At 68.7% G+C, this 18,670-nt stretch carries 17 protein-coding genes; 5 read left to right on the top strand and 12 right to left on the bottom strand.

The window, feature by feature from the left end; genetic code table 11:
• The first annotated feature begins 40 nt into the window (after positions 1 to 40).
• On the top strand, positions 41 to 1,246 hold the full coding sequence (locus GQS65_RS07410) for an MFS transporter (protein ID WP_368279933.1): 1,206 nt from the start codon (positions 41 to 43) through the stop codon (positions 1,244 to 1,246).
• A 165-nt stretch (positions 1,247 to 1,411) separates the two neighbouring features.
• Here GQS65_RS07410 and GQS65_RS07405 read toward each other — a convergent pair whose 3' ends face one another.
• Positions 1,412 to 2,608: a pyridoxal-phosphate-dependent aminotransferase family protein gene (locus tag GQS65_RS07405; protein WP_158204016.1), complete on the bottom strand. Its 1,197-nt coding sequence runs from the start codon at positions 2,606 to 2,608 to the stop codon at positions 1,412 to 1,414.
• Positions 2,609 to 2,993: 385 nt separating this feature from the next.
• On the opposite strand from GQS65_RS07405, the gene ligA reads away from it, so the two are divergent.
• A complete protein-coding gene (gene ligA / locus GQS65_RS07400) occupies positions 2,994 to 5,168 on the top strand; it encodes an NAD-dependent DNA ligase LigA (RefSeq protein WP_158204015.1) in 2,175 nt (724 codons plus the stop codon).
• Between the two features lie 159 nt (positions 5,169 to 5,327).
• Here ligA and GQS65_RS07395 read toward each other — a convergent pair whose 3' ends face one another.
• From GQS65_RS07395 to GQS65_RS07375, 5 genes are all read right to left on the bottom strand, one after another.
• Positions 5,328 to 6,125: an ABC transporter permease subunit gene (locus tag GQS65_RS07395; protein ID WP_158204014.1), complete on the bottom strand. Its 798-nt coding sequence runs from the start codon at positions 6,123 to 6,125 to the stop codon at positions 5,328 to 5,330.
• Between the two features lie 82 nt (positions 6,126 to 6,207).
• Positions 6,208 to 7,029: an ABC transporter permease subunit gene (locus GQS65_RS07390; protein WP_158204013.1), complete on the bottom strand. Its 822-nt coding sequence runs from the start codon at positions 7,027 to 7,029 to the stop codon at positions 6,208 to 6,210.
• Positions 7,026 to 8,003, bottom strand: a complete 978-nt coding sequence (locus tag GQS65_RS07385) for an ABC transporter ATP-binding protein (RefSeq protein WP_158204012.1) — start codon at positions 8,001 to 8,003, stop codon at positions 7,026 to 7,028. The genes GQS65_RS07390 and GQS65_RS07385 overlap by 4 nt, the downstream gene beginning before the upstream one ends.
• 123 nt (positions 8,004 to 8,126) lie before the next feature.
• A complete protein-coding gene (locus GQS65_RS07380; RefSeq protein WP_158204011.1) occupies positions 8,127 to 8,429 on the bottom strand; it encodes a hypothetical protein in 303 nt (100 codons plus the stop codon).
• A gap of 53 nt (positions 8,430 to 8,482) precedes the next feature.
• The gene (locus GQS65_RS07375) at positions 8,483 to 9,043 is read right to left on the bottom strand and encodes an NUDIX hydrolase (RefSeq protein WP_158204010.1); all 561 of its coding nucleotides are present in this window, start codon (positions 9,041 to 9,043) and stop codon (positions 8,483 to 8,485) included.
• A 106-nt stretch (positions 9,044 to 9,149) separates the two neighbouring features.
• Here GQS65_RS07375 and GQS65_RS07370 point away from each other — a divergent pair, with 106 nt between their 5' ends.
• Entirely contained in the window at positions 9,150 to 10,922 is a 1,773-nt protein-coding gene (locus tag GQS65_RS07370; RefSeq protein WP_158204009.1) for an excinuclease ABC subunit C, read from the top strand.
• 50 nt (positions 10,923 to 10,972) lie between these two features.
• Here GQS65_RS07370 and GQS65_RS07365 read toward each other — a convergent pair whose 3' ends face one another.
• Positions 10,973 to 11,374, bottom strand: a complete 402-nt coding sequence (locus GQS65_RS07365; protein ID WP_158204008.1) for a hypothetical protein — start codon at positions 11,372 to 11,374, stop codon at positions 10,973 to 10,975.
• Position 11,375: 1 nt separating this feature from the next.
• Positions 11,376 to 11,621: an amphi-Trp domain-containing protein gene (locus GQS65_RS07360; protein ID WP_158204007.1), complete on the bottom strand. Its 246-nt coding sequence runs from the start codon at positions 11,619 to 11,621 to the stop codon at positions 11,376 to 11,378.
• A gap of 445 nt (positions 11,622 to 12,066) precedes the next feature.
• Here GQS65_RS07360 and GQS65_RS07355 point away from each other — a divergent pair, with 445 nt between their 5' ends.
• Entirely contained in the window at positions 12,067 to 12,741 is a 675-nt protein-coding gene (locus GQS65_RS07355) for a helix-turn-helix domain-containing protein (protein WP_158204006.1), read from the top strand.
• Positions 12,742 to 12,817: 76 nt separating this feature from the next.
• On the opposite strand, the gene GQS65_RS07350 is transcribed toward GQS65_RS07355, so the two are convergent.
• Positions 12,818 to 13,156: a DsrE family protein gene (locus tag GQS65_RS07350; RefSeq protein WP_158204005.1), complete on the bottom strand. Its 339-nt coding sequence runs from the start codon at positions 13,154 to 13,156 to the stop codon at positions 12,818 to 12,820.
• 93 nt (positions 13,157 to 13,249) lie between these two features.
• On the opposite strand from GQS65_RS07350, the gene GQS65_RS07345 reads away from it, so the two are divergent.
• Positions 13,250 to 14,533: an SPFH domain-containing protein gene (locus GQS65_RS07345; RefSeq protein ID WP_158204004.1), complete on the top strand. Its 1,284-nt coding sequence runs from the start codon at positions 13,250 to 13,252 to the stop codon at positions 14,531 to 14,533.
• A gap of 8 nt (positions 14,534 to 14,541) precedes the next feature.
• Here the strand turns inward: GQS65_RS07345 and GQS65_RS07340 are convergent, their stop codons facing one another.
• Genes GQS65_RS07340 through GQS65_RS07330 form a run of 3 tightly spaced genes read right to left on the bottom strand, consistent with a single transcriptional unit; the run spans position 14,542 to position 18,572 of the window.
• Positions 14,542 to 15,045, bottom strand: a complete 504-nt coding sequence (locus GQS65_RS07340; protein ID WP_199268419.1) for an acyl-CoA thioesterase — start codon at positions 15,043 to 15,045, stop codon at positions 14,542 to 14,544.
• Positions 15,039 to 16,031: a ribonucleotide-diphosphate reductase subunit beta gene (locus GQS65_RS07335; protein ID WP_158204003.1), complete on the bottom strand. Its 993-nt coding sequence runs from the start codon at positions 16,029 to 16,031 to the stop codon at positions 15,039 to 15,041. The genes GQS65_RS07340 and GQS65_RS07335 overlap by 7 nt, the downstream gene beginning before the upstream one ends.
• A gap of 51 nt (positions 16,032 to 16,082) precedes the next feature.
• Positions 16,083 to 18,572, bottom strand: a complete 2,490-nt coding sequence (locus GQS65_RS07330) for a ribonucleoside-diphosphate reductase subunit alpha (RefSeq protein WP_158204002.1) — start codon at positions 18,570 to 18,572, stop codon at positions 16,083 to 16,085.
• Positions 18,573 to 18,670 lie beyond the last annotated feature (98 nt).

Genomic DNA, 18,670 nt, shown 5'->3' with positions numbered 1-18,670 from the left:
AGACGACGCCGTTAGAAGGGCGCAGGCCCTACCCAGTGGCGTGTCCACTCGCCGTGCACGTGTCGTCCTCGCCGCTACCGTCTTCGCCGTGCTGTTCGCGCAGGTACTGCTGTACCCCGGCGTGACGGACCTCGTCGGTGCGCTCGGTGCGACGACCGACCTCGACGCGAGCACGTGGTTCCTCGCCAGCGAGTTCGCCGGGTTCGTCCTCTTCGCGGGCCTCTGGGGGGCGCTCTCGGACCGCCTCGGCCGGCGCATCCCGCTGATAACCGCCGGTGCGCTCGGCGGAGCGGTCGGCTACCTCGTCCTCGCCGCCCTCCCACGGGGAACCGGCTTCGGGACCGTCCTCCTCGTCAGGTTCGTCCAGGGGTCGTTCACCATCGGCGCGTTCTCGCTGGCGATGACGACACTGATGGACCTCGACGGCGGCCACGGCCGCAACATGGGCGCGGCGGGCATCGCCATCGGTCTCGGGACGGCGATGGGCGCTCCGGTCGGTGGTCGCCTGACCGGCGTCGACCCGCTCGCACCCATCGTCGCGGCCGCCCTCCTGCTCGCACTCGCCGGCCTCGTCGTCCTGCTCGTCCGCTCGGACACGCCCCGGCCCGAGACGGGCGACCGTCGGGAGACGCTCCTGGCCGCGTTCGCACTCGTTCGTGACCGTCCCGCCTTCGCCCTCCCGTACGCCTTCGGGTTCATCGACCGCCTCACCGCGGGGTTCTTCGCGCTCGTCGGCACCGTCTACCTCCGCGAGGCGTTCGCGCTCGACGCCGCGACGACGGGCCTCGTGCTGGCGTGTTTCTTCGCGCCGTTCGCCCTGCTCCAGTACCCGATGGGCGTCGTCTCCGACCGTATCGGTCGGCGGATTCCCATCGCGCTCGGCTCGACGCTCTACGGCGTCGTCGTCGTCACCGTGGTGTTCATGCCCACCGTCACACTCGCCGCGCTGGCGCTCGTCGCCACCGGCGTCACGGGCGCGTTCATGGCCCCCGCGACGATGGCGCTCGTGACCGACCTCGCCGGTCCGGACGAGCGAGGCGTCGCCATGGGCGGGTACAACGTCGTCGGGTCGCTGGGCTTCCTCGTCGGCATCGTCGTCGGCGGCGTCCTCGCCAGCGAGTTCGGCTACACCCTCGCGTTCGTCGTCGTCGGTGGCCTCGAAGTCGCGCTGGCGCTGGCGGCGCTCCCGGCGCTCTCACGGCTCGCTCCCGACCCCTCCGGGGCCTCGCGGACGGATGCGGTATGAGAACAGGGATGCTTCGCATCGACCCCGACCTGGCTCGCTTCCCCCGACGGGAAAGGAGCGGTCGCCAGTCGAACCAGTCGGTGTCGTCGACTCGTGTCGCGTTCTCCGACCGCTCTCGGAACCCCGGTGAGCGGCCGGCTTCTCGCGTCGAAAACGACGTCCGGGCTACCCGTTCAGCACGTCCTCGACGGCCGCCACGCCCGCCTCGGGGTCGCAGTCGACGCCGACGTCGCCCAGCGCCTCGCCGACCGTCCGCACGCCGCGGGCGACCTGTTCGGGTGTGAGGTGGCCCATGTTGCTCACCCGGAAGATATCGCCGCCGAGGTGAGCCTGCCCGCCCGAGATGCTGACGTCGCGCTCCGCGACGGCGTCGAAGAACGCCGTCGCGTCGTCGCCACGAATCGCCTCCGGCAGGGCGATGGCGGTGAGCGTGTTCGACAGTTCCGTCGGGCCGTCGGCGTCCGGGAACGCCTCCAGACCGAGCGCGGCGAACCCATCACGAAACGCCTCGGCCTGTCGGCGGTGGCGTTCGATGCGGTCGGACATCCCCTCCTCGTGGATCTCATCGACGGCGACGGCGAGCGCCCGGAACAGCGGGACGGCGCTCGTGAACGGCGTCTGGTGCTGCTCGGCCTTCCGGAGGTGCCACGGCATGTCGGAGTAGAACGGGATGCCCGCGCCGTCGCTGGCTTCCTTCCGCTCGTGAGCGGCCTCGGCCGCACGCTCGGTGACGAAGACGGCGCTGATGCCGGGCGGCGCGGCGAGCGCCTTCTGCCCGTCCGTGATGGCGACGTCGACGTGCCAGTCGTCGATGCGGAACACGTCGCCGCCCACCGAGGTGACGCCGTCGACGGCGAACAGCGTGTCGTACTCCGCGGTCAGTTCGCCGACGGCAGAGACGGGGTTCAGGAGGCCCGTCGACGTCTCGTTGTGGACGACGGTGACGAGCGCCGTCTCGTCGGTGATGGCCGCCTCGACGGCCTCCACGTCGAACGACTGGCCCCACTCGACCTCCACACGGGTGACGGTCGCATAGCGGTCGGCGATGCGGGCGAACCGACGGCCGAACTTCCCGTTGACCAGCGCCACGACCTCGTCGTCGGGACCGACGAGGTTCGAGACGGCCATCTCCATCCCCATCGTCGCCGTCCCGTTGAGGACGAGGGAGGTCCCGTCGCCCGTGGACTCGCCCGAGAGGGTCGAGCGGGTGAATATCTCGTCGAGGCCGTCCTGTGCGCGTTCGTAGATCGCCTCGAACGCCGCCGAGCGATGGGAGACCATCTGGCCGTCCATCGCGGTTCGGACGTCCTCCGAGAGCGGCACCGGGCCCGGATTGAGCAGTAGGAAGTCGTCGTCGGGCATGGTCGGCAGTTGGACGGCCAGCGGATAAACGTCGCCGTCTTCGCAAACCTCGCCTGGGGTTTGGGGAGGCGTTCTCCGCAGTCTGCGTTTCGGAGGGAGAGACAGGAGGTGGTTCTGCCAACACCTCGAAAGCCCCCGTCGTCTCGGGTCGGGGGCCTCGCTGCGCTCCTCGCTCGCTGTGGTGCTTACGTCGTCCCTTCCCCGAGACGACGCAAGCACTGGAGCGAACGGAGTGAGCGAAGCGCGCAGCGAGTTGCAGACAGCGAGAGCACGGGGCTTTCGAGGTGTTCCCGACGGCCGCGCCGGACCCGCCTGTACCCACCGTCCCCCAAACACCCGACCGCGAACAGGCGGACTTTTACCCCCAAATACCAACCCACACGCAATGAGTGCGGACGCTCGGGAGGCTCCCGACAACCCCTACGTGGCGGACCCACCGACGGAGTTCGACCCGGTCGACGACATCGAGGAGGCGACGGCCCGCGAGCAGGCCGAACAGCTCAGGGAGGCCATCCGGTACCACGACGACCGGTACTACCGCGAGGCCGACCCGGTCGTCTCGGACCGGGACTACGACGCCCTGCTCTCGCGGTTGCAGGCCCTCGAAGCGGCGTTCGACCTCGACACGGACGGCTCGCCGACCCAGCGCGTCGGGGGCGAACCGCTCGACGAGTTCGACACCGTCGAGCACGTCGCACCGATGCGCTCCATCGACTCCAGCGGCGACGTCGAGGACGTCCGGGAGTTCGACCGGCGGGTCCACGACAGACTGGGGCTCTCGCAGGCGAGGGGTGACGACGGGAGCGACGACGGTGGGGGCGACGGACAGGCGTCGCTCGACGCCTACGCCGGCGCGAGCGTCGCGTACTTCTGCGAGCCGAAGTTCGACGGCGTGAGCGTCGAAGTCGTCTACGAGGACGGCGAGTTCGTCCGCGCGACGACCCGAGGAGACGGCGAGAAGGGCGACGACATCTCCGCGAACGTCCGGACGATTCGCTCGGTGCCGCTCCGCCTGCGGGGAGACTACCCGGAGTTCCTGGCCGTGCGCGGTGAGATTTTCATGCCCCGCGAGGCGTTCCAGCAGTACAACCGCGAGCGCGTCGAACGCGGTGACGACCCGTTTGCGAACCCGCGCAACGCGACGGCGGGCACCGTGCGACAGTTGGACCCCGCCGTCACCGCCGAGCGCCCGCTGGACTGTTTCTTCTTCGACGTACTCGACTCGACACACCAGTTCGACACCCAGCACGGCCGACAGGACGTGCTGCCGGCGTGGGGGCTGAAGACCAACCACCGGACGGACCTCGTCGACGACATCGAGGGGGCTATCGCCTACCGGAACACGCTGGTCGAGGACCGGGACGACCTCGACTACGAGGTCGACGGCGCGGTGCTCAAGGTCGACGACCTCGACCAGTGTGACCGTCTGGGGAGCACCTCCCGCGCGCCGCGGTGGGCGTACGCCTACAAACTGCCCGCTCGGACCGAGGAGACGACCCTCCGGGACGTCGTCGTGCAGGTCGGCCGGACCGGTCGACTGACACCGGTCGCGCTGCTCGACCCGGTCGACGTCGCGGGCGTGACGGTCTCGCGGGCGAGCCTCCACAACCCCGACCAGATTCGACAGTTGGGCGTCGCCGTCGGCGACCGGGTCCGCATCGAGCGGGCCGGCGACGTCATCCCGTACGTCGCGGAGGTGGTCGAAAAGAACGCCGAGACGGAGCACTTCGCGTTCCCCGACGCCTGTCCGGTCTGTGACTCGCCGGTCGAACACGACGGTCCGCTGGCGTTCTGTACCGGCGGGCTGGGCTGTCCGGCACAGCTCCGGCGGGCCATCGAGCACTACGTCTCGCGCGGTGGGCTGGACATCGAGGGACTGGGCGAGCAGAGACTGGACCGGCTCGTCGAGACGGGGCTCGTCGAGTCCATCCCGGACCTCTACGACCTCGACGTGGCCGACCTCGCCGAACTGGAGGGGTGGGGCGAGCGGAGCGCGGAGAACCTCGTCGCCGAACTGGCGGCCGCCACGGAGCCGCCGCTCGACGACTTCCTGACGGCACTGGGCGTCCCCGAGGTGGGGCCGACGACCGCCCGGTCGCTGGCACGCACCTTCGGCACGCTGGACGCGGTGATGGACGCGACGGAGGAGGACCTCCGCGAGGTGGACGACGTCGGCGAGACGGTCGCCCACGAGATTCGGGAGTTCTTCGCCGCCCCGCGCAACCGGGAGGTCGTCGACGCCCTGCGCGAGCGGGGGGTCTCGCCCGAGACCGTCGACGTCGAGACGGGCGCGGCGCTGGAGGGGTCGACGTTCGTGTTCACGGGGTCGCTGGAGGGGCTGACGCGTGGTGAGGCACAGGACCTCGTCGAACGACACGGCGCGAACGCCACCGCCAGCGTCTCGGGGAACACCGACTACCTCGTCGCGGCCGACGGCGCGGGGCAGTCGAAACTCGACGACGCCGAGGCGAACGACGTCCCCGTCCTCTCACAGGCCGAGTTCGAGGCGCTGCTGGCCGAGGAGTTCGGTATCGACGTCACCGACGAACTCGGTTCGTAGGGCGAACGGGCGACGGACTGCACTCGCCGGACGGGTCGTCACACGGCTTCCAACCGCCGGGGTGGTGTGCCCCGCTCCCGCGAACCGTCCGGTGTCGACGCTCAGGTCACGGCGGCGCTGGCCGCGTGCTCCGAGAAGAAGGTTCGGACGGCCGACGGCTCAGATGTCGACGCTGCGGAACCGCAGGTAGCCGACGGTGACGGGGACCGTCGCCCACAGCACGAGGACGAGGACGGCGAACCAGCCCTCCTGGTAGTACGGCAGGTCGGGCACGGGGCCGTCGTTCAGGAACCGATTGATGCCAGTCAGATACGAACTGAGTGGGCTGAACTGGGCGATGGCCTGGAGGAACTCGGGGTTCGTCTCGGGGAACAGGTGGTCGTCGACGAGGCCGACGAGGAAGCTCCAGAGGAACTGGAACAGGAGGAACGCGCCGAAACTCGCCATGACGGCGACGCTCGTCGAACCGGTCGACGCCGAGATGCCGATACCCAGCGAGACGAACGCCAGCGCGTAGAGCAGCGTGATGGCGAGGTAGACGAGAAACGGCGTCAGTTCGTAGCTCCCGAGGAGCGCGAACGCCACGACGCCGCCGGCGAGGAACCCCGCGAGGATGGCGACGAACACGACGGCGGTTCGACCGATGAGTTTCCCCAGCACCACGTCGGCCCGCGAGTGTGGGAGCGTCAACAGGAGCTTGTGACTGCCCGACTCGCGTTCGCCCGCGATGGCCTTGTAGCCGGTGACCAGCCCGATGAGGGGGACGAGCAGCATCGTCGGGAAGAGCAACGAGACGACGAGCGCCTCGGCGGACGTGACTTCGCCGCCGATGACCTCGACGAGCAGGTACTCCGCGCCGACGATGAACAGGACGAACAGCGCGACGAGCGCCAGCAACCGGCGCGACCGGAGCGCGTCGTTGAAGTCCTTCTTGACGACCGAGCGAACGCCGCTCATCGGCGCTCACTCCGTGGAGGAAAGTACGACTTTCGGACCATACGGCCCGTCTGGACCGTCGGGTGAAAAAGCTACCTCGTGCTCAGAGGTCGGCGTTCCGGAACCGGAGGTAGCCGAGACCGACCGGGACGACGACCCAGGCGACGAGGACGAGGAGGCCGAACCACGGCTCGGTGAACCACGGCGTCGACTGGCCGGTCGCCCCGAGCGAGTCGGCGACGATGCCGTTGGCGTTGCTGAACGCGCTGTTCGGCATGATGACCGAGAGGAACAGCGCCCAGTCGGGGAGGTTCCCGAGCGCCTCCAGCGAGAAGCCGTTGACCGCCCAGACGAGCAGGGTGACGACGATGTCCCAGAGGAACTGGACGACGAGCCAGAAACCGAAGGCGAAGACGGCGGCCCGCGAGGTCGACCCCGTCGCCGTCGACAGACCGAGCGAGATACCGATCCAGGCACACGCGAGGAGGACGGAGAGGCCGGTGAACGTCAGGAAGTCGACGACGCTGAACTCGGCGAACAGCGCGAGGCCGACGACGAGGGCGACGAGGTAGCCGACGAGGATGGCGATGCTGACGACGGCGCTCCGGCCGACGAGTTTTCCGGCGACGACCTCACCACGGGTGTGGGGGAGGCTCAACAGGAGCTTCAGACTGCCCGACTCGCGTTCGCCGGCGATGGTCTTGTAGCCCAGCACGAGGCCGATGACGGGGACGAGGATGCCGGTCGCGGCGCTGAGGAACCCGATGAAGCCGATGCCGGTCGTCTCGCCGAACGCCGAGAAGAACTCGGCGTAGAGGTACGCACCGCCGCCTGCGAAGACGACGAACAGCGCACCGAGTGCCCAGAACCACCGGACTCGGACGGCGTCGCTGAAGTCCTTGCGTGCGACGGCTCCCCAGCTCACCGTCGGGCCTCCGTCTCGGTCGTGTCCTGGGTCGCGGTCGGCGTGGTTCCGTTCCGGAGGCCGTCCCGACCACCCTCGGTGTAGGTGGCGAACAGCTCTTCGAGCGACGCCTTCTCGGTGGCGAAGTCACGCACCTCACAGCCGTTCTCCTCGATGGCTTCGAGGATCCTCGTCTTCGAGGCGTCGCTGATGACGACGACGATGCTGGTGCCGTCGACGCTCACCTCGCTGACGCCGGGGACGTCGCGGACGGCCTCGACGGCGGGTTCGGTCGGTTCGTCGACGGTGACGGTGAGCGTCGACCCGGAGCCGATGTTCGCCCGCAGGTTCTCCATGGAGTCCTCGGCGACGAGTTCGCCGTTGTGGAGGATACCGACGCGGTCACAGATGGCCTCGACCTGTTCGAGGATGTGGCTGGAGAAGAAGACGGTCGTCCCACGGTCGTTCTCCTGCTGGATGATACGGCGCATCTCGCGGGCACCGTTCGGGTCCAGCCCCGTCGACGGCTCGTCGAGGATGAGCAGGTCGGGGTCGCCGACGAGCGCCATCGCCAGCACGAGGCGCTGGGCCATCCCCTTCGAGTAGCCACCGGCCTTGCGGTCGGCGGCTTCGCTGATACCGACACGGTTCAGTAGGTCCTCGGGACGCTCGCCCGTCTCCTTCGAGTCGATGGCGAACTGGACGTGCTGGCGACCGGTCAGCCGTTCGTAGACGTGGTAGGCGTCCGGGAGGACGCCGACGCGCCGTCGAACGGCCTTCGAGTCGGCCTGTGCGTCCATCCCCAGCACCGTCGCCGACCCTTCGGTGGGCCGGATGAAGTCCAGCAGGATGTTGATAGTGGTCGACTTCCCCGCCCCGTTGGGGCCGAGGAAGCCGTAGATTTCCCCCTCCTTGACGGTGAGGTTCAGGTCCTGGAGAGCCGTGACGCCGCCACCGAACCGCTTCGTGACGCCGTCGACATCTATCGCGGGCATACGCGCCAGATTTGTGAAGCTCTCGTGATAATCGTTGCTACTCCGAGAACCGTTGACACCCGTACGACGGCCAGTGTCGGTGTCCGATGGACAGGTCCGGGAGTCGTCCGGGTGCCGTCCCGTTCAGAGGGTGTCGCCGGGGTCGTGGCGCTCGCGGACCCGGTCGACCTCCTCGGCGTACCGTTCCCGGCGCTCCTCGTCGTCGACGGATTCGAGGTCCGCCGGGTCGGCGTCGGTGGCCGCCGTCACGCCCTGGCTCGAGAGGAGGTGTGCCGAGCGTTCGTGGCGCTGGTAGCGCTCCCCGTCGGGCGTCGCGTAGACGAGTGTCACGAGGTTCCGGTCGTCGTAGTCGCGTTCGACGAGCCACACCCGGACCGTCCCCGTGGCCGATTCCGCCGCCTCCCGCTCGCCGTCGTCCTCGGTCATGGTTCGGAGTACCTCCGGGGACGGTTTGTAGCTGTGGCTTCCTCCGCCGCCGCTCACAGCAGGTCCCCCTCGCGGGCGAGCAACAGCGGCAGGAGCGTCCACGCGGTCCGTGGCCCCTCGCCGTTCAGTGCGCGGTCGAGCGCCTCCTCGACCGGCACGCGGTGGACGTCGACGAACTCCGAGTCGTCGAGGTCCTGTCCCACCCGTCTCAGTCCGTCGGCGAAGACGGCCCCACGCGTCGACCGAAGCCACGCCACGGGGTAGTGTTCGGCCAGCACCTCGACGTGCTCGGCCTCGTACCCGGTCTCCTCGCGGAGTTCGCGTCGGCCGGCCGCCGCCAGCGACTCCTCGCGTTCGGCGCTCCCGACGGGACACGTCAGGACCGTCTCCCGGAGTCGGGGTCGGTACTCCTCGACGAACAGCACGTCGCCCTCGTGGCGGGCGACGATGGCCACCGAAGCGCGGTGTTCGACCCAGCCGGCCCCCGCCCGCTCGCCGTCGGGTCGCGTGAGTCGGTCGTAGCCGACCGTGGTCCCGCCGACGCCGAGCGAGCGTGAGGACTCGACGACCCAGTCGCCGACTCCTCCCGGTTCGCCGGGGGCTTCCTCGTCCATACCCGGCGTGAGGGGTGCGTCGCGCAAATCGGTTCGGCCCGGAGGAGCCACCGACCGCCACCGCACACGGTACGCTCTTACCCCTTCGGCCCGTGCCTCGAAACGGATGGACGGGACCGCGGTGCGCACACGTGCCGGTGCCCTCCCACGGGAACCGGGCGTCTATCAGTTCCTCGACGACGACGGGACGGTCCTCTACGTCGGCAAAGCCGTCGAGCTACGCGACCGGGTGCGCTCCTACGCGGACCCGCGCTCGGCCCGGATTCGCCGGATGGTCGAGCGCGCCGCGAGCGTCGACTTCGCGGTGACCGACACCGAGACGCAGGCGCTGTTGCTGGAGGCGAACCTCATCAAACGCCACCAGCCACGCTACAACGTCCGGCTGAAAGACGACAAGTCCTACCCGCTGGTCCAGCTCACCGACCACGAGTTCCCCCGCATCGAGGTGACCCGCGACCCGAACGACTCGGCGACGGTCTACGGCCCCTACACCGACAAGGGCCGCGTCGACGTCGTCGTCAAGGCCCTCAGAGAGACCTACGGCGTGCGGGGCTGTTCGGACCACAAGTTCAGCGGCCGGTCTCGTCCGTGTCTCGACTACGACATCGGTCTCTGTACCGCCCCCTGCACGGGCGAAATCGGCGAGAGCGACTACCTCGCGGACGTGGAGTCCGTCACTCGGTTCTTCGAGGGCGAGACCGGCGTCCTCGCCGACCCGCTCCGTCGCGCGATGGAGGAGGCCGCCGACGAGGAGAACTTCGAGCGGGCGGCGAACCTGCGGGACAGACTGGAGGCGGTCGAGGCGTTCCACGGCGGCGCGAGCGCGGCGGTCAGCGGGCCGAGCGGCGGCGAGCGCACCGTCGACGTCCTCGGCGTCGCCGTCGAGGGCGACCGGGCGACCGTCGCCCGCCTCCGGAGCGAGCGCGGGCAACTCGTGGACCGAGAACGGCACGTGATGGACGCCCCGGACGCCGACGAGGCCGTGGCGAGCGTCCTCAGCGCGTTCGTCCCGCAGTACTACGCCGAGCGGGAGCTACCCGACGCGCTCCTCCTCCCCGAACGTCCCGACGGGACCGAGGTGACCGACTGGCTGGAGCGCGAAGGCGTCGCCGTCCGGATTCCGGGCGCAGGCCGGGAGGCCACCCTCGTCGACCTCGCGCTCAAGAACGCCCGTCGGAGCGTCGGGATGCGCGACGAGGCCCGTGACCTCCGAGACGCACTGCGCGGGAGCTTCCCGGACCTCGGTGCCGTCGAGCGCATCGAGGGGTTCGACGTGAGCCACGCCCAGGGGAAGGCCGTCGTCGGCTCCGACGTGACGTTCGTCGGCGGTTCGCCCGAGAAGGCCGACTACCGCCGCAAACGCCTCGAAGACGTCAACGACGACTACGCGAACATGTACGACCTGGTCCACTGGCGGGCGACCCGTGCGGTGGAGGGTCGTGACGGCGAGCAGGCACGCGACGACAGACCCGACCCCGACCTGTTGCTCGTCGACGGCGGCCGGGGACAACTCGACGCGGCCCGCGAGGCGCTCGCCGACGCCGGGTGGGACGTCCCCGCCGTGGGCCTCGCCAAGCGCGAGGAGCGCGTCGTCACGCCCGACGGCGAACAGCGCTGGCCGAGCGACGCCGCTCACCTCCACCTGCTTCAACGGGTGCGCGACGAGGCCCACCGCTTCGCCGTCCAGTACCACCAGCACGTCCGCGACGAGGTGAAGACCGTCCTCGACGACGTCCCCGGTGTCGGCCCGGAGACGCGCCAGCGCTTGCTCAGGAGGTTCGGCAGCGTCGAGAACGTCCGGTCGGCGAGCCACGACGACCTGACGAGCGTCCCCGGCGTCGGCGAGAAGACGGCCGAGACGTTGAGAAAACGGTTGTAGCCGGGTCGGCAGGCGGCGCAGAACGTCGCGTGGGCGTGCCGCGGTCGGTCCTACGCTCCCGGCACGCCCAGCGCCGAGAACCCGATGACGCCGAGCGCGGCGAGGACGTAGAGGATACCGACGACGACGAGCCACGCGACGAGACCGATACCCGCCGCCGTGAGCCAGCCGCCCTCGTAGCGCCAGTTGATGAGTCCAACCCACGCGAGGAGCGACAGGAGCGGGCCGAGAACCGGTATCCAGTCGAAGACGAACGCGACGACGGCCCAGACGACGGCACCCAACAGGGCGGTCACCGCCGCACGACGGTAGCCCGTGTCGCTGTCGACGACGAGGCGTGCGCCGAGGCGGATACCGACGGTCCCGACCAGCAGGTTCACGAGGAAGACGAACAACGCCCCCACGAGCGACTCGTCCCCGGCGTCGACCTGCAAGACGAGCGGTTCGACCATCTCAGTCTCCCCCCAGCTTCCAGTCGACGACGATGGTCAGCGTCTCCGAGTCGCTCCCCAGCAGTCGGGACTTCTCCTCGACGCTCACCGTGCAGTCGACCGTCGACGCCGGGTTCAGTTCCACTCGTTTGTTACCGACGTTCACCGTCGTCCTGTCGTCGTGCTCGAACTCCTCCGCCACTCCTCTGAGGTAGTTCGCCAGTTCCTCGCGCGTCATCTCGGTCGTGTGTTTCGTGGTTTCTGCCATTGTCTATCGTCCGACGGCGGCGGGCCTGGCGTCAGCGCCCGTCCGTCACACCGGAAGCAGGCGGGCCAGCGAAGGGAGTCTGTCCCTGCACATCACTGCCGACTCGCGGACGAGTCGTCTCCCGGCCCGTCCCCCGACGCGATCGCCACCCACGGACTACTCCTCGCGGCCGCTCACCGGACTCCGTCGAATACCCGTGTCAGCGTCTCTCGGTCCGCATCGTCCCGGACCGGCCGTCGTCGACCCGGTCGACACCGCGTCCGGAGTGACCGGCTCGCTTATAAACCCGTCCATGGGCCGTCACGGGCTGTCCGCTCCGTCTCCGTTCGGCCGGTCTCGATACTGACGACCGCCCCGTCGTGGAGGGAGTCGGCACCTCGTGGTGCCGAAATCACCAGGAGGGTTACAGCCGGCAGTATAACTCGGTCGGTCGCGTGGAAGCGTTATGAGCACCATCGCGGAGATCGAGGTGCCGGCGACCGAGTTCGCGCTGTGGGAGACGTTCGAGGCGGTTCCGTCCGCGATGTTCGAACCCGTGAAGATCGTCGCTCGGGACAAGAGCACGGCCATCCCGTACGTCTGGGCGCTCGGTGCCGACCGGGAGGGTCTCGAAGCGGCGTTCGAGGCCGACGGCTCCGTCGGGTCGTTCGAACTCCTCGAAGACCTCGACGGCGAGTTCTTCTACCGGATGGAGTGGGTGTACAAGATTCGAGCGCTCGCACAGATGCTCGTCGAGGGGGAGTCGACGATTCTCAGCGCTCGCGGGCGGGACGGGCGCTGGGAGTTCCGCCTCCTCTTTCCGACGCGGGACTCGCTGTCGGCGACCTACGACTTCTGTACGGCGTCGAACTTCGCGGTCGAGGTGAACAACATCTACGAGATGGAAGGGACACGGAGCGGCCGGTTCGGCCTCTCGACCGAGCAGTACGAGGCGCTCGTGCTGGCGCTCGACCGCGGCTACTACGACATCCCCCGGCGCATCGACATCGAAGGTATCGCCGAGGAACTCGGCATCTCGCATCAGGCGGCCTCCGAACGGCTCCGGCGGGGCCACAAGACGTTCATCTCGAACGGGCTGAACTGGGGACGGACCGCCGGTGACGGCGTGCTGTCGGAGTAGCTTCTCGGAACATCGCGCGTCGGGGTGAGACGCTGGGACGGCGCGTCACCGGGGACGTTCGTGTCGAGGTCGGCGTTCAGGGTACCTTCACGTAGTGATAGCCCGCCGCCTGCAGTTTCACGACCGTTCCGACGCCCGAACTCCCGAGTTCGACGCCGTCGACGAGCGTCTCCGGGGGGAGGTCACGGCTCGCCAGCGAGTTCGAGCACGCGACGAACCGCACGTCGTCGGTGATTCCCCGAATCTCGTCGGCGTGTGGTGCGTTCTCGGCGACGGCCCGGACCGCTTCGCCGTTGAACACGACGGCGAGTTCGTCGACGGTGACGGTGTCGTCGGCCAGCAGGTTCCGCGCGTTGGCGAGGGCGTGGCCGTGGTCGGCGCCGTCGCCGCTCGAACAGTGGAACACGACGTTCATGTGGTCGGTAGGGGACGCGAGGACTTCGCGTCGCCGGTGGTATCGGTGTCGCGCCCACGAAACGCTTAGGTGTATGTCACCGATAGTCAACGTATGAGTGGGTCCCGCGACAGCGTCTTCTACAAACTCGGCCAGGCGGTGGGCGAGGGGGAGACGAACCAGGGTCGAGCCTCCAGCGGCCGCTCGGGTCGCTCCGCCGGGTCCTCGACCCGCGACTACAACCTCGGCACCGGGTACGGGGCCGGCGGCGACCGACCGGTGCCGCGCTGGAGCAGGTACCTGTTCGTCGTCGCCGGCGCCGTCCTCGCGCTGGGGTTCACCGGCATGCTACCGGTCTCGTCGCTGGCAGCCGTCGGCATCGCCCTCACGCTCGCCGTGCTCGCGCTCTTCGTCGACTCCATCGAACTCGTCCAGGCGTACGAGAACCGCGCCCTGACGGTGTTCGGCGCGAACAAGGGCCTCCTCGACCCCGGTCTGCACTTCGTCCCGCCGCTCATCTCCCGCACCTACGCGTTCGACATGCGGACCGAGACGCTCGACGTCCCGACCCAGGAGGCCATCACGCGCGACAACTCGCCGGTCACCGCCGACGCCGTCGTCTACGTCCGCGTCGTCGACGCCGAACGTGCGTTCCTCGAAGTGGACGACTACCGGCGGGCGACGTCGTACCTCGCCCAGACGACGCTCCGGGCGGCCATCGGCGACATGGCGCTCGACGAGACGCTCTCGCGGCGTGAGGACATCAACGACTTCATCCGCCAGGAGTTACAGGAGCCGACCGACCGCTGGGGCGTCGAAGTCGAGGCCGTCGAGGTCCGCGAGGTGATGCCCAGCGCCGTAGTCGTGAACGCGATGGAACAGCAGTCGAGCGCCGAGCGTCACCGCCGGGCGATGATTCTGGAGGCACAGGGTGAACGCGTCAGCGCCGTCGAACGTGCCGAGGGGGAGAAGACGTCGAACATCATCCGTGCGCAGGGGGAGAAGCAGGCACAGGTCCTCGAAGCGCAGGGTGACGCCATCTCGACGGTCCTCCGTGCGAAGAGCGCGGAGTCGATGGGCGAACGGGCCATCATCGACAAGGGCTTCGACACGCTCAGCGACATCGGCAAGTCGCCCTCGACGACGTACGTCCTGCCCCAGGAACTCACGTCGCTACTCGGGCGCTACGGCAAGCACCTCTCGGGGACCGACCACGGCGTGCCGGCGACCCTCGACACCAACGACTTCGACAGCGAGACACGCGAGATGCTCGGTCTGGACGACATCACCGACATCGCCGCGGGCGTCGAGAGCGACGTCGAGATGACGAGTATCGAGATCGAGGAGGCGGTCGACGAGGCCGTCGAGGGGGCGGAACCCGACCCCGAGTCGAACTGAGTCGCGGACTACCCCTCCGCGAGGTCCCGTCGTCTGCGGGACCGTTGTTCGAGCGCTCGGTCTCTGAGCGCACGCTGGCGCTCGTCGGGACAGTCGAGTGTCGGCACGGGCGTCGGCGTCTCCTCGTCGTCTAGCGCGACGAAGGTGAAAAACGAGGTGGCGGTGTCGCGGCGTTCGTCCGCTGCGGGTCGCTCCGCCCGGACGGTCACGCGCACGTCCATGCTCGCGCGGCCCGTCTCGAAGACGTAGCCCTCGACGGTGACGACGTCGCCGAGCGTGATGGGCGCGAGGAAGTCGACGTGGTCCATCGACGCCGTGACGACCTGTCGACGGGCGAACCGCCGTGACGCGATGGCTCCACAGATGTCCATCCAGTGCAGCACCGACCCGCCGAGCGCCCGCCCGAGGTTGTTCGTGTGGTTGGGCATCAGAATCTCGCTCATCTCGGTGTAGGAGTCGACGAGTGTGGCGGTCTCGGGTACCGGCGCGAGGGTCGTGGCCTCGCTCACCATTCGAGGGATCCTCCGCTCTGGTACTCGGTGACTTTCGTCTCGAAGAAGTTCTTCTCCTTGTTGAGGTCGACGGACTCCGATAGCCACGGGAACGGGTTCTCCGTCCCGTACTGCTCGGGCAGGTCGAGCTGTCCGAGGCGGCGGTCGGCGACGTACTCGACGTACTCCTCGAAGCTCTCGGGGTGCATTCCCATCACGTCGGGTGGGCACGCCTCGCGGGCGTAGCCCCGTTCGAGGTCGACGGCGTCGGTGACGAGGGAGACGACCTCCTCGCCGAACTCGGGGCTCCACGCGTCGGGGTGTTCGGCGCGAATCTGCCCGACGAGGTCGACACCGAAGTTGACGTGCAGCGACTCGTCGCGCATGATGTACTCGAACTGCTCGCCGACGCCGACCATCTTCCCCTGGCGTTTGAGCGCGAGCATCATCGCGAACCCGGCGTAGAAGAACACGCCCTCCATCACCACGTAGAAGCCGACGAGGTCACGGAGCAGTTCGCGCACGTCGGCGGTTGAGTCGACGGTGAACGACGGGTCGTCGACTGCACGGGTCAGGTCGACGACGAAGTCGTCTTTCGCCTCGATGGCGGGGATGCGGTCGTACATCCCGTAGAGGTACTCCGGGTCGAACCCCAGCGAGTCACAGCAGTAGATGAACGTGTCCGTGTGGATGGCCTCCTCGTAGGCCTGTCTGAGGAGGTACTGGCGACACTCCGGGGCGGTGACGTGGTCGTAGACGGCGAGGACGACGTTGTTCGCGGTGAGCGACTCGGCCGTCGAGAAGAACCCGAGGTTCCACTCGACGAGGCGGCGTTCGGCGTCGGTGAGCGCGTCGCCCGTCCACTGGTCGACGTCGTCACCCATCGGTATCTCCTCGGGCGTCCAGTTGTTGGCGACGCCGGCCTGGTAGTACTCGCGGGCCCAGTCGTAGTCGATGGGCAGTATCTTGTTCGGGTCGTGGGTTCCGTCGGTGTCGAGAATCGGCATCAGTGATGTGGGTGTGCAGTGTGGTCGTCGGGCGATTCGTCTCGTCGGTCGCTACTGGCAGGCGTCGCAGGTCGGGTCCTCGACGCTCGGCAGGTCACGGGACGGGTCGGTCTCGCCGGTCCCGTCAGTCCCGTCTGTGGCCGTGTCCTCTCCGTCGTCACCTCGGTCCCGGAACTGTGTCCCGTCGTACTCCGAGAGGTCGAGCGTCGACTTCTCCACCTGACTCGCGCCGAGCGTTCGCAGGTAGTAGGTCGTCTTCAGCCCCGACTCCCACGCGCGCTGGTAGACGTCGTCGAGGACGCTCCCGTCGGTGCCGGGGAAGAAGACGTTGAGCGACTGGCTCTGGTCTATCCAGACGCCGCGCTGGGCGGCGACTCGAATCTGGTGGCGTGGGTCTATCTCGAACGCGCCCCGGTGGCGTTCTCGAACCGACTCGGGAACGTCGGTTATCTCCTGAACCGACCCGTCGTGGTACTTCAGGCGGTCGACCATCCCGTCGTCCCAGAGGCCCTCGCGTTTCAGGTCCGCGACGAGGCGCTCGTTGAGCATCGTGAACTCGCCGGACATGTTCGACTTGACGTAGAGGTTGGAGTAGCGCGGTTCGACCGAGGGCGTCGTCCCGGCGATGGTCGAGATGGTCGCCGTCGGTGCGACGGCCATCGTGTTGGAGTTGCGCATCCCGTGGGTGGCGACGTGTTCGCGGACCGTCGACCAGTCGAGTGACTCCTCGGGGTCGACGGCCACCGACTCGCCGCGTTCGCGTTCGAGCAGGTCGATGGTGTCCTGCGGGAAGACGTCGCGGTCCCACTTCGACCCCGCGTAGCTCTCGTAGGTGCCGCGTTCGCGGGCCAGTCGAGCGGAGTTCAGAATCGCGTGATACGCGACGCGCTCCTGCAGGTCGCCCGCGAGTTCGACCGCCGCCTCGCTGGCCATCGGGACGCCGAGGGCGGTGAGCGCGTCGTGGAACCCCATCACGCCGAGACCGACGGGCCGGTGGCGCAGGTTCGAGCGCTCGGCCTTCTCGCTGGGGTAGAAGTTCAGATCGACGACGTTGTCGAGCAGTCGCATCGCCGTCTCGACGGTGTCGGCGAGACGCGCTCGGTCGAGCGTCGCCGCGCGGTCACCGACCGTGGCGTCTGCCGCCTCGTCCGCGCCGGAGTCCACGACGTGCCGCGAGAGGTTGACCGACCCGAGGTTGCAGACCGCCGTCTCCTCGGCCGACGTGTTGAGCGTAATCTCCGTACAGAGGTTCGACGAGCGGACGACGCCCGCGTGGTCCTGTGGCGAGCGGACGTTACAGGGGTCCTTGAACGTGAGCCACGGGTGGCCCGTCTCGAACAGGCGGGTGAGGGTCCTCCGCCAGAGGTCGGCGGCGTCGACCCGCTCGAACTGCTCGATGTCGCCCGCGTCGGCCTGCGCTTCGTACTCCTCGTAGCGTTCGACGAACGCGCTGCCGTACGTCTCGTGGAGGTCGGGCACCTCGTCGGGTGAGAACAGCGTCCACTGGCCGCCCTCACGGACGCGCTGGACGAACAGGTCCGGAATCCACGCCGCGGTGTTCATGTCGTGGGTGCGGCGGCGTTCGTCGCCCGTGTTGCGTCGCAGGTCGAGGAACGCCGGGAAGTCGAGGTGCCAGCACGCCAGGTAGGCACAGGCCGCCCCGCGACGTTTCCCCGAGCGGTTGATGGCCGCCGTCACGTCGTTCGAAATCTTCAGGAACGGGACGACGCCGGTGGAGTCGACCCCGGTCGACTCGATGGTCGCGCCGGTCGCCCGCACGGGCGTCCAGTCGGTGCCGAGACCGCCGGACCACTTCGAGAGGTTGGCGTGTTCGCCGTAGGCGTCGAAGATGGCGTCGAGGTCGTCCGGGACCGTCGTCAGGTAACACGAGGAGAGCTGAGCGTGGCTCGTCCCGGCGTGGAACAGTGTCGGCGTCGAGGGGACGAACCGGAGACGGGCCATCGTCTCGTAGAACTCGATAGCACGGCCGGTTCTGTCGTCCTCGTTCAGCGCGAGTCCCATCGCGACCCGCATCCAGAACACCTGCGGGAGTTCGGTGGGTTCGTCGTCGACGCGGAGGAAGTACCGCTGGACGAGCGTCTCCATCGCCACGTAGCCCAGTCGCTCGTCCAGTTCGGGACGGAGCGCGTCGGCCAGCGCGTCGAGGTCGAACTCGGTCATCCGTCCGTCGAGCCTCCCCGCCTCGACGCCGTTCGTGAGGCTGTCGCGGAACGACTCGCGGTAGGCGTCGGCGAACGCGGCGTCGTCCTCGGGGACGGTTCCGAGCAGCCGACGGTAGTACCGCCACCGGGCGACCCGCGCCGCCACGCGCTCGTAGGCCGGGTCGCGCTCGATGCGGGCGCTGGCGGCGTCGACGATGGCGTCGTCTCTCGTCCGGGCGTCCGCGTCGCGCGGGAGGCTCCGTTCGACCGTCTCGACGAGTTCGTCCGTCGCCGCCTCGTCGACGACCTGCTCGTAGCCGGTGCGTGCGCGCTCGACGACCGAGCGCAGTCCGTCGTGGTCACTGGTTCGTTGACTCATTGGTAGTGTCGCCACTCGCCGTCTCCGGCCGTCTCTCGACCGACGACGGCAGTTTGCGCTGTCTGGTCACTACCGTGGTCTCTCCATAAAGTTTGCCA

Source organism: Halomarina oriensis, assembly GCF_009791395.1.
In the GTDB taxonomy this organism is placed as follows: domain Archaea; phylum Halobacteriota; class Halobacteria; order Halobacteriales; family Haloarculaceae; genus Halomarina; species Halomarina oriensis.
The sequence above is the reverse complement of the archived record's forward strand: the minus strand, read 5'-3'. Positions and strand labels throughout refer to the sequence as shown.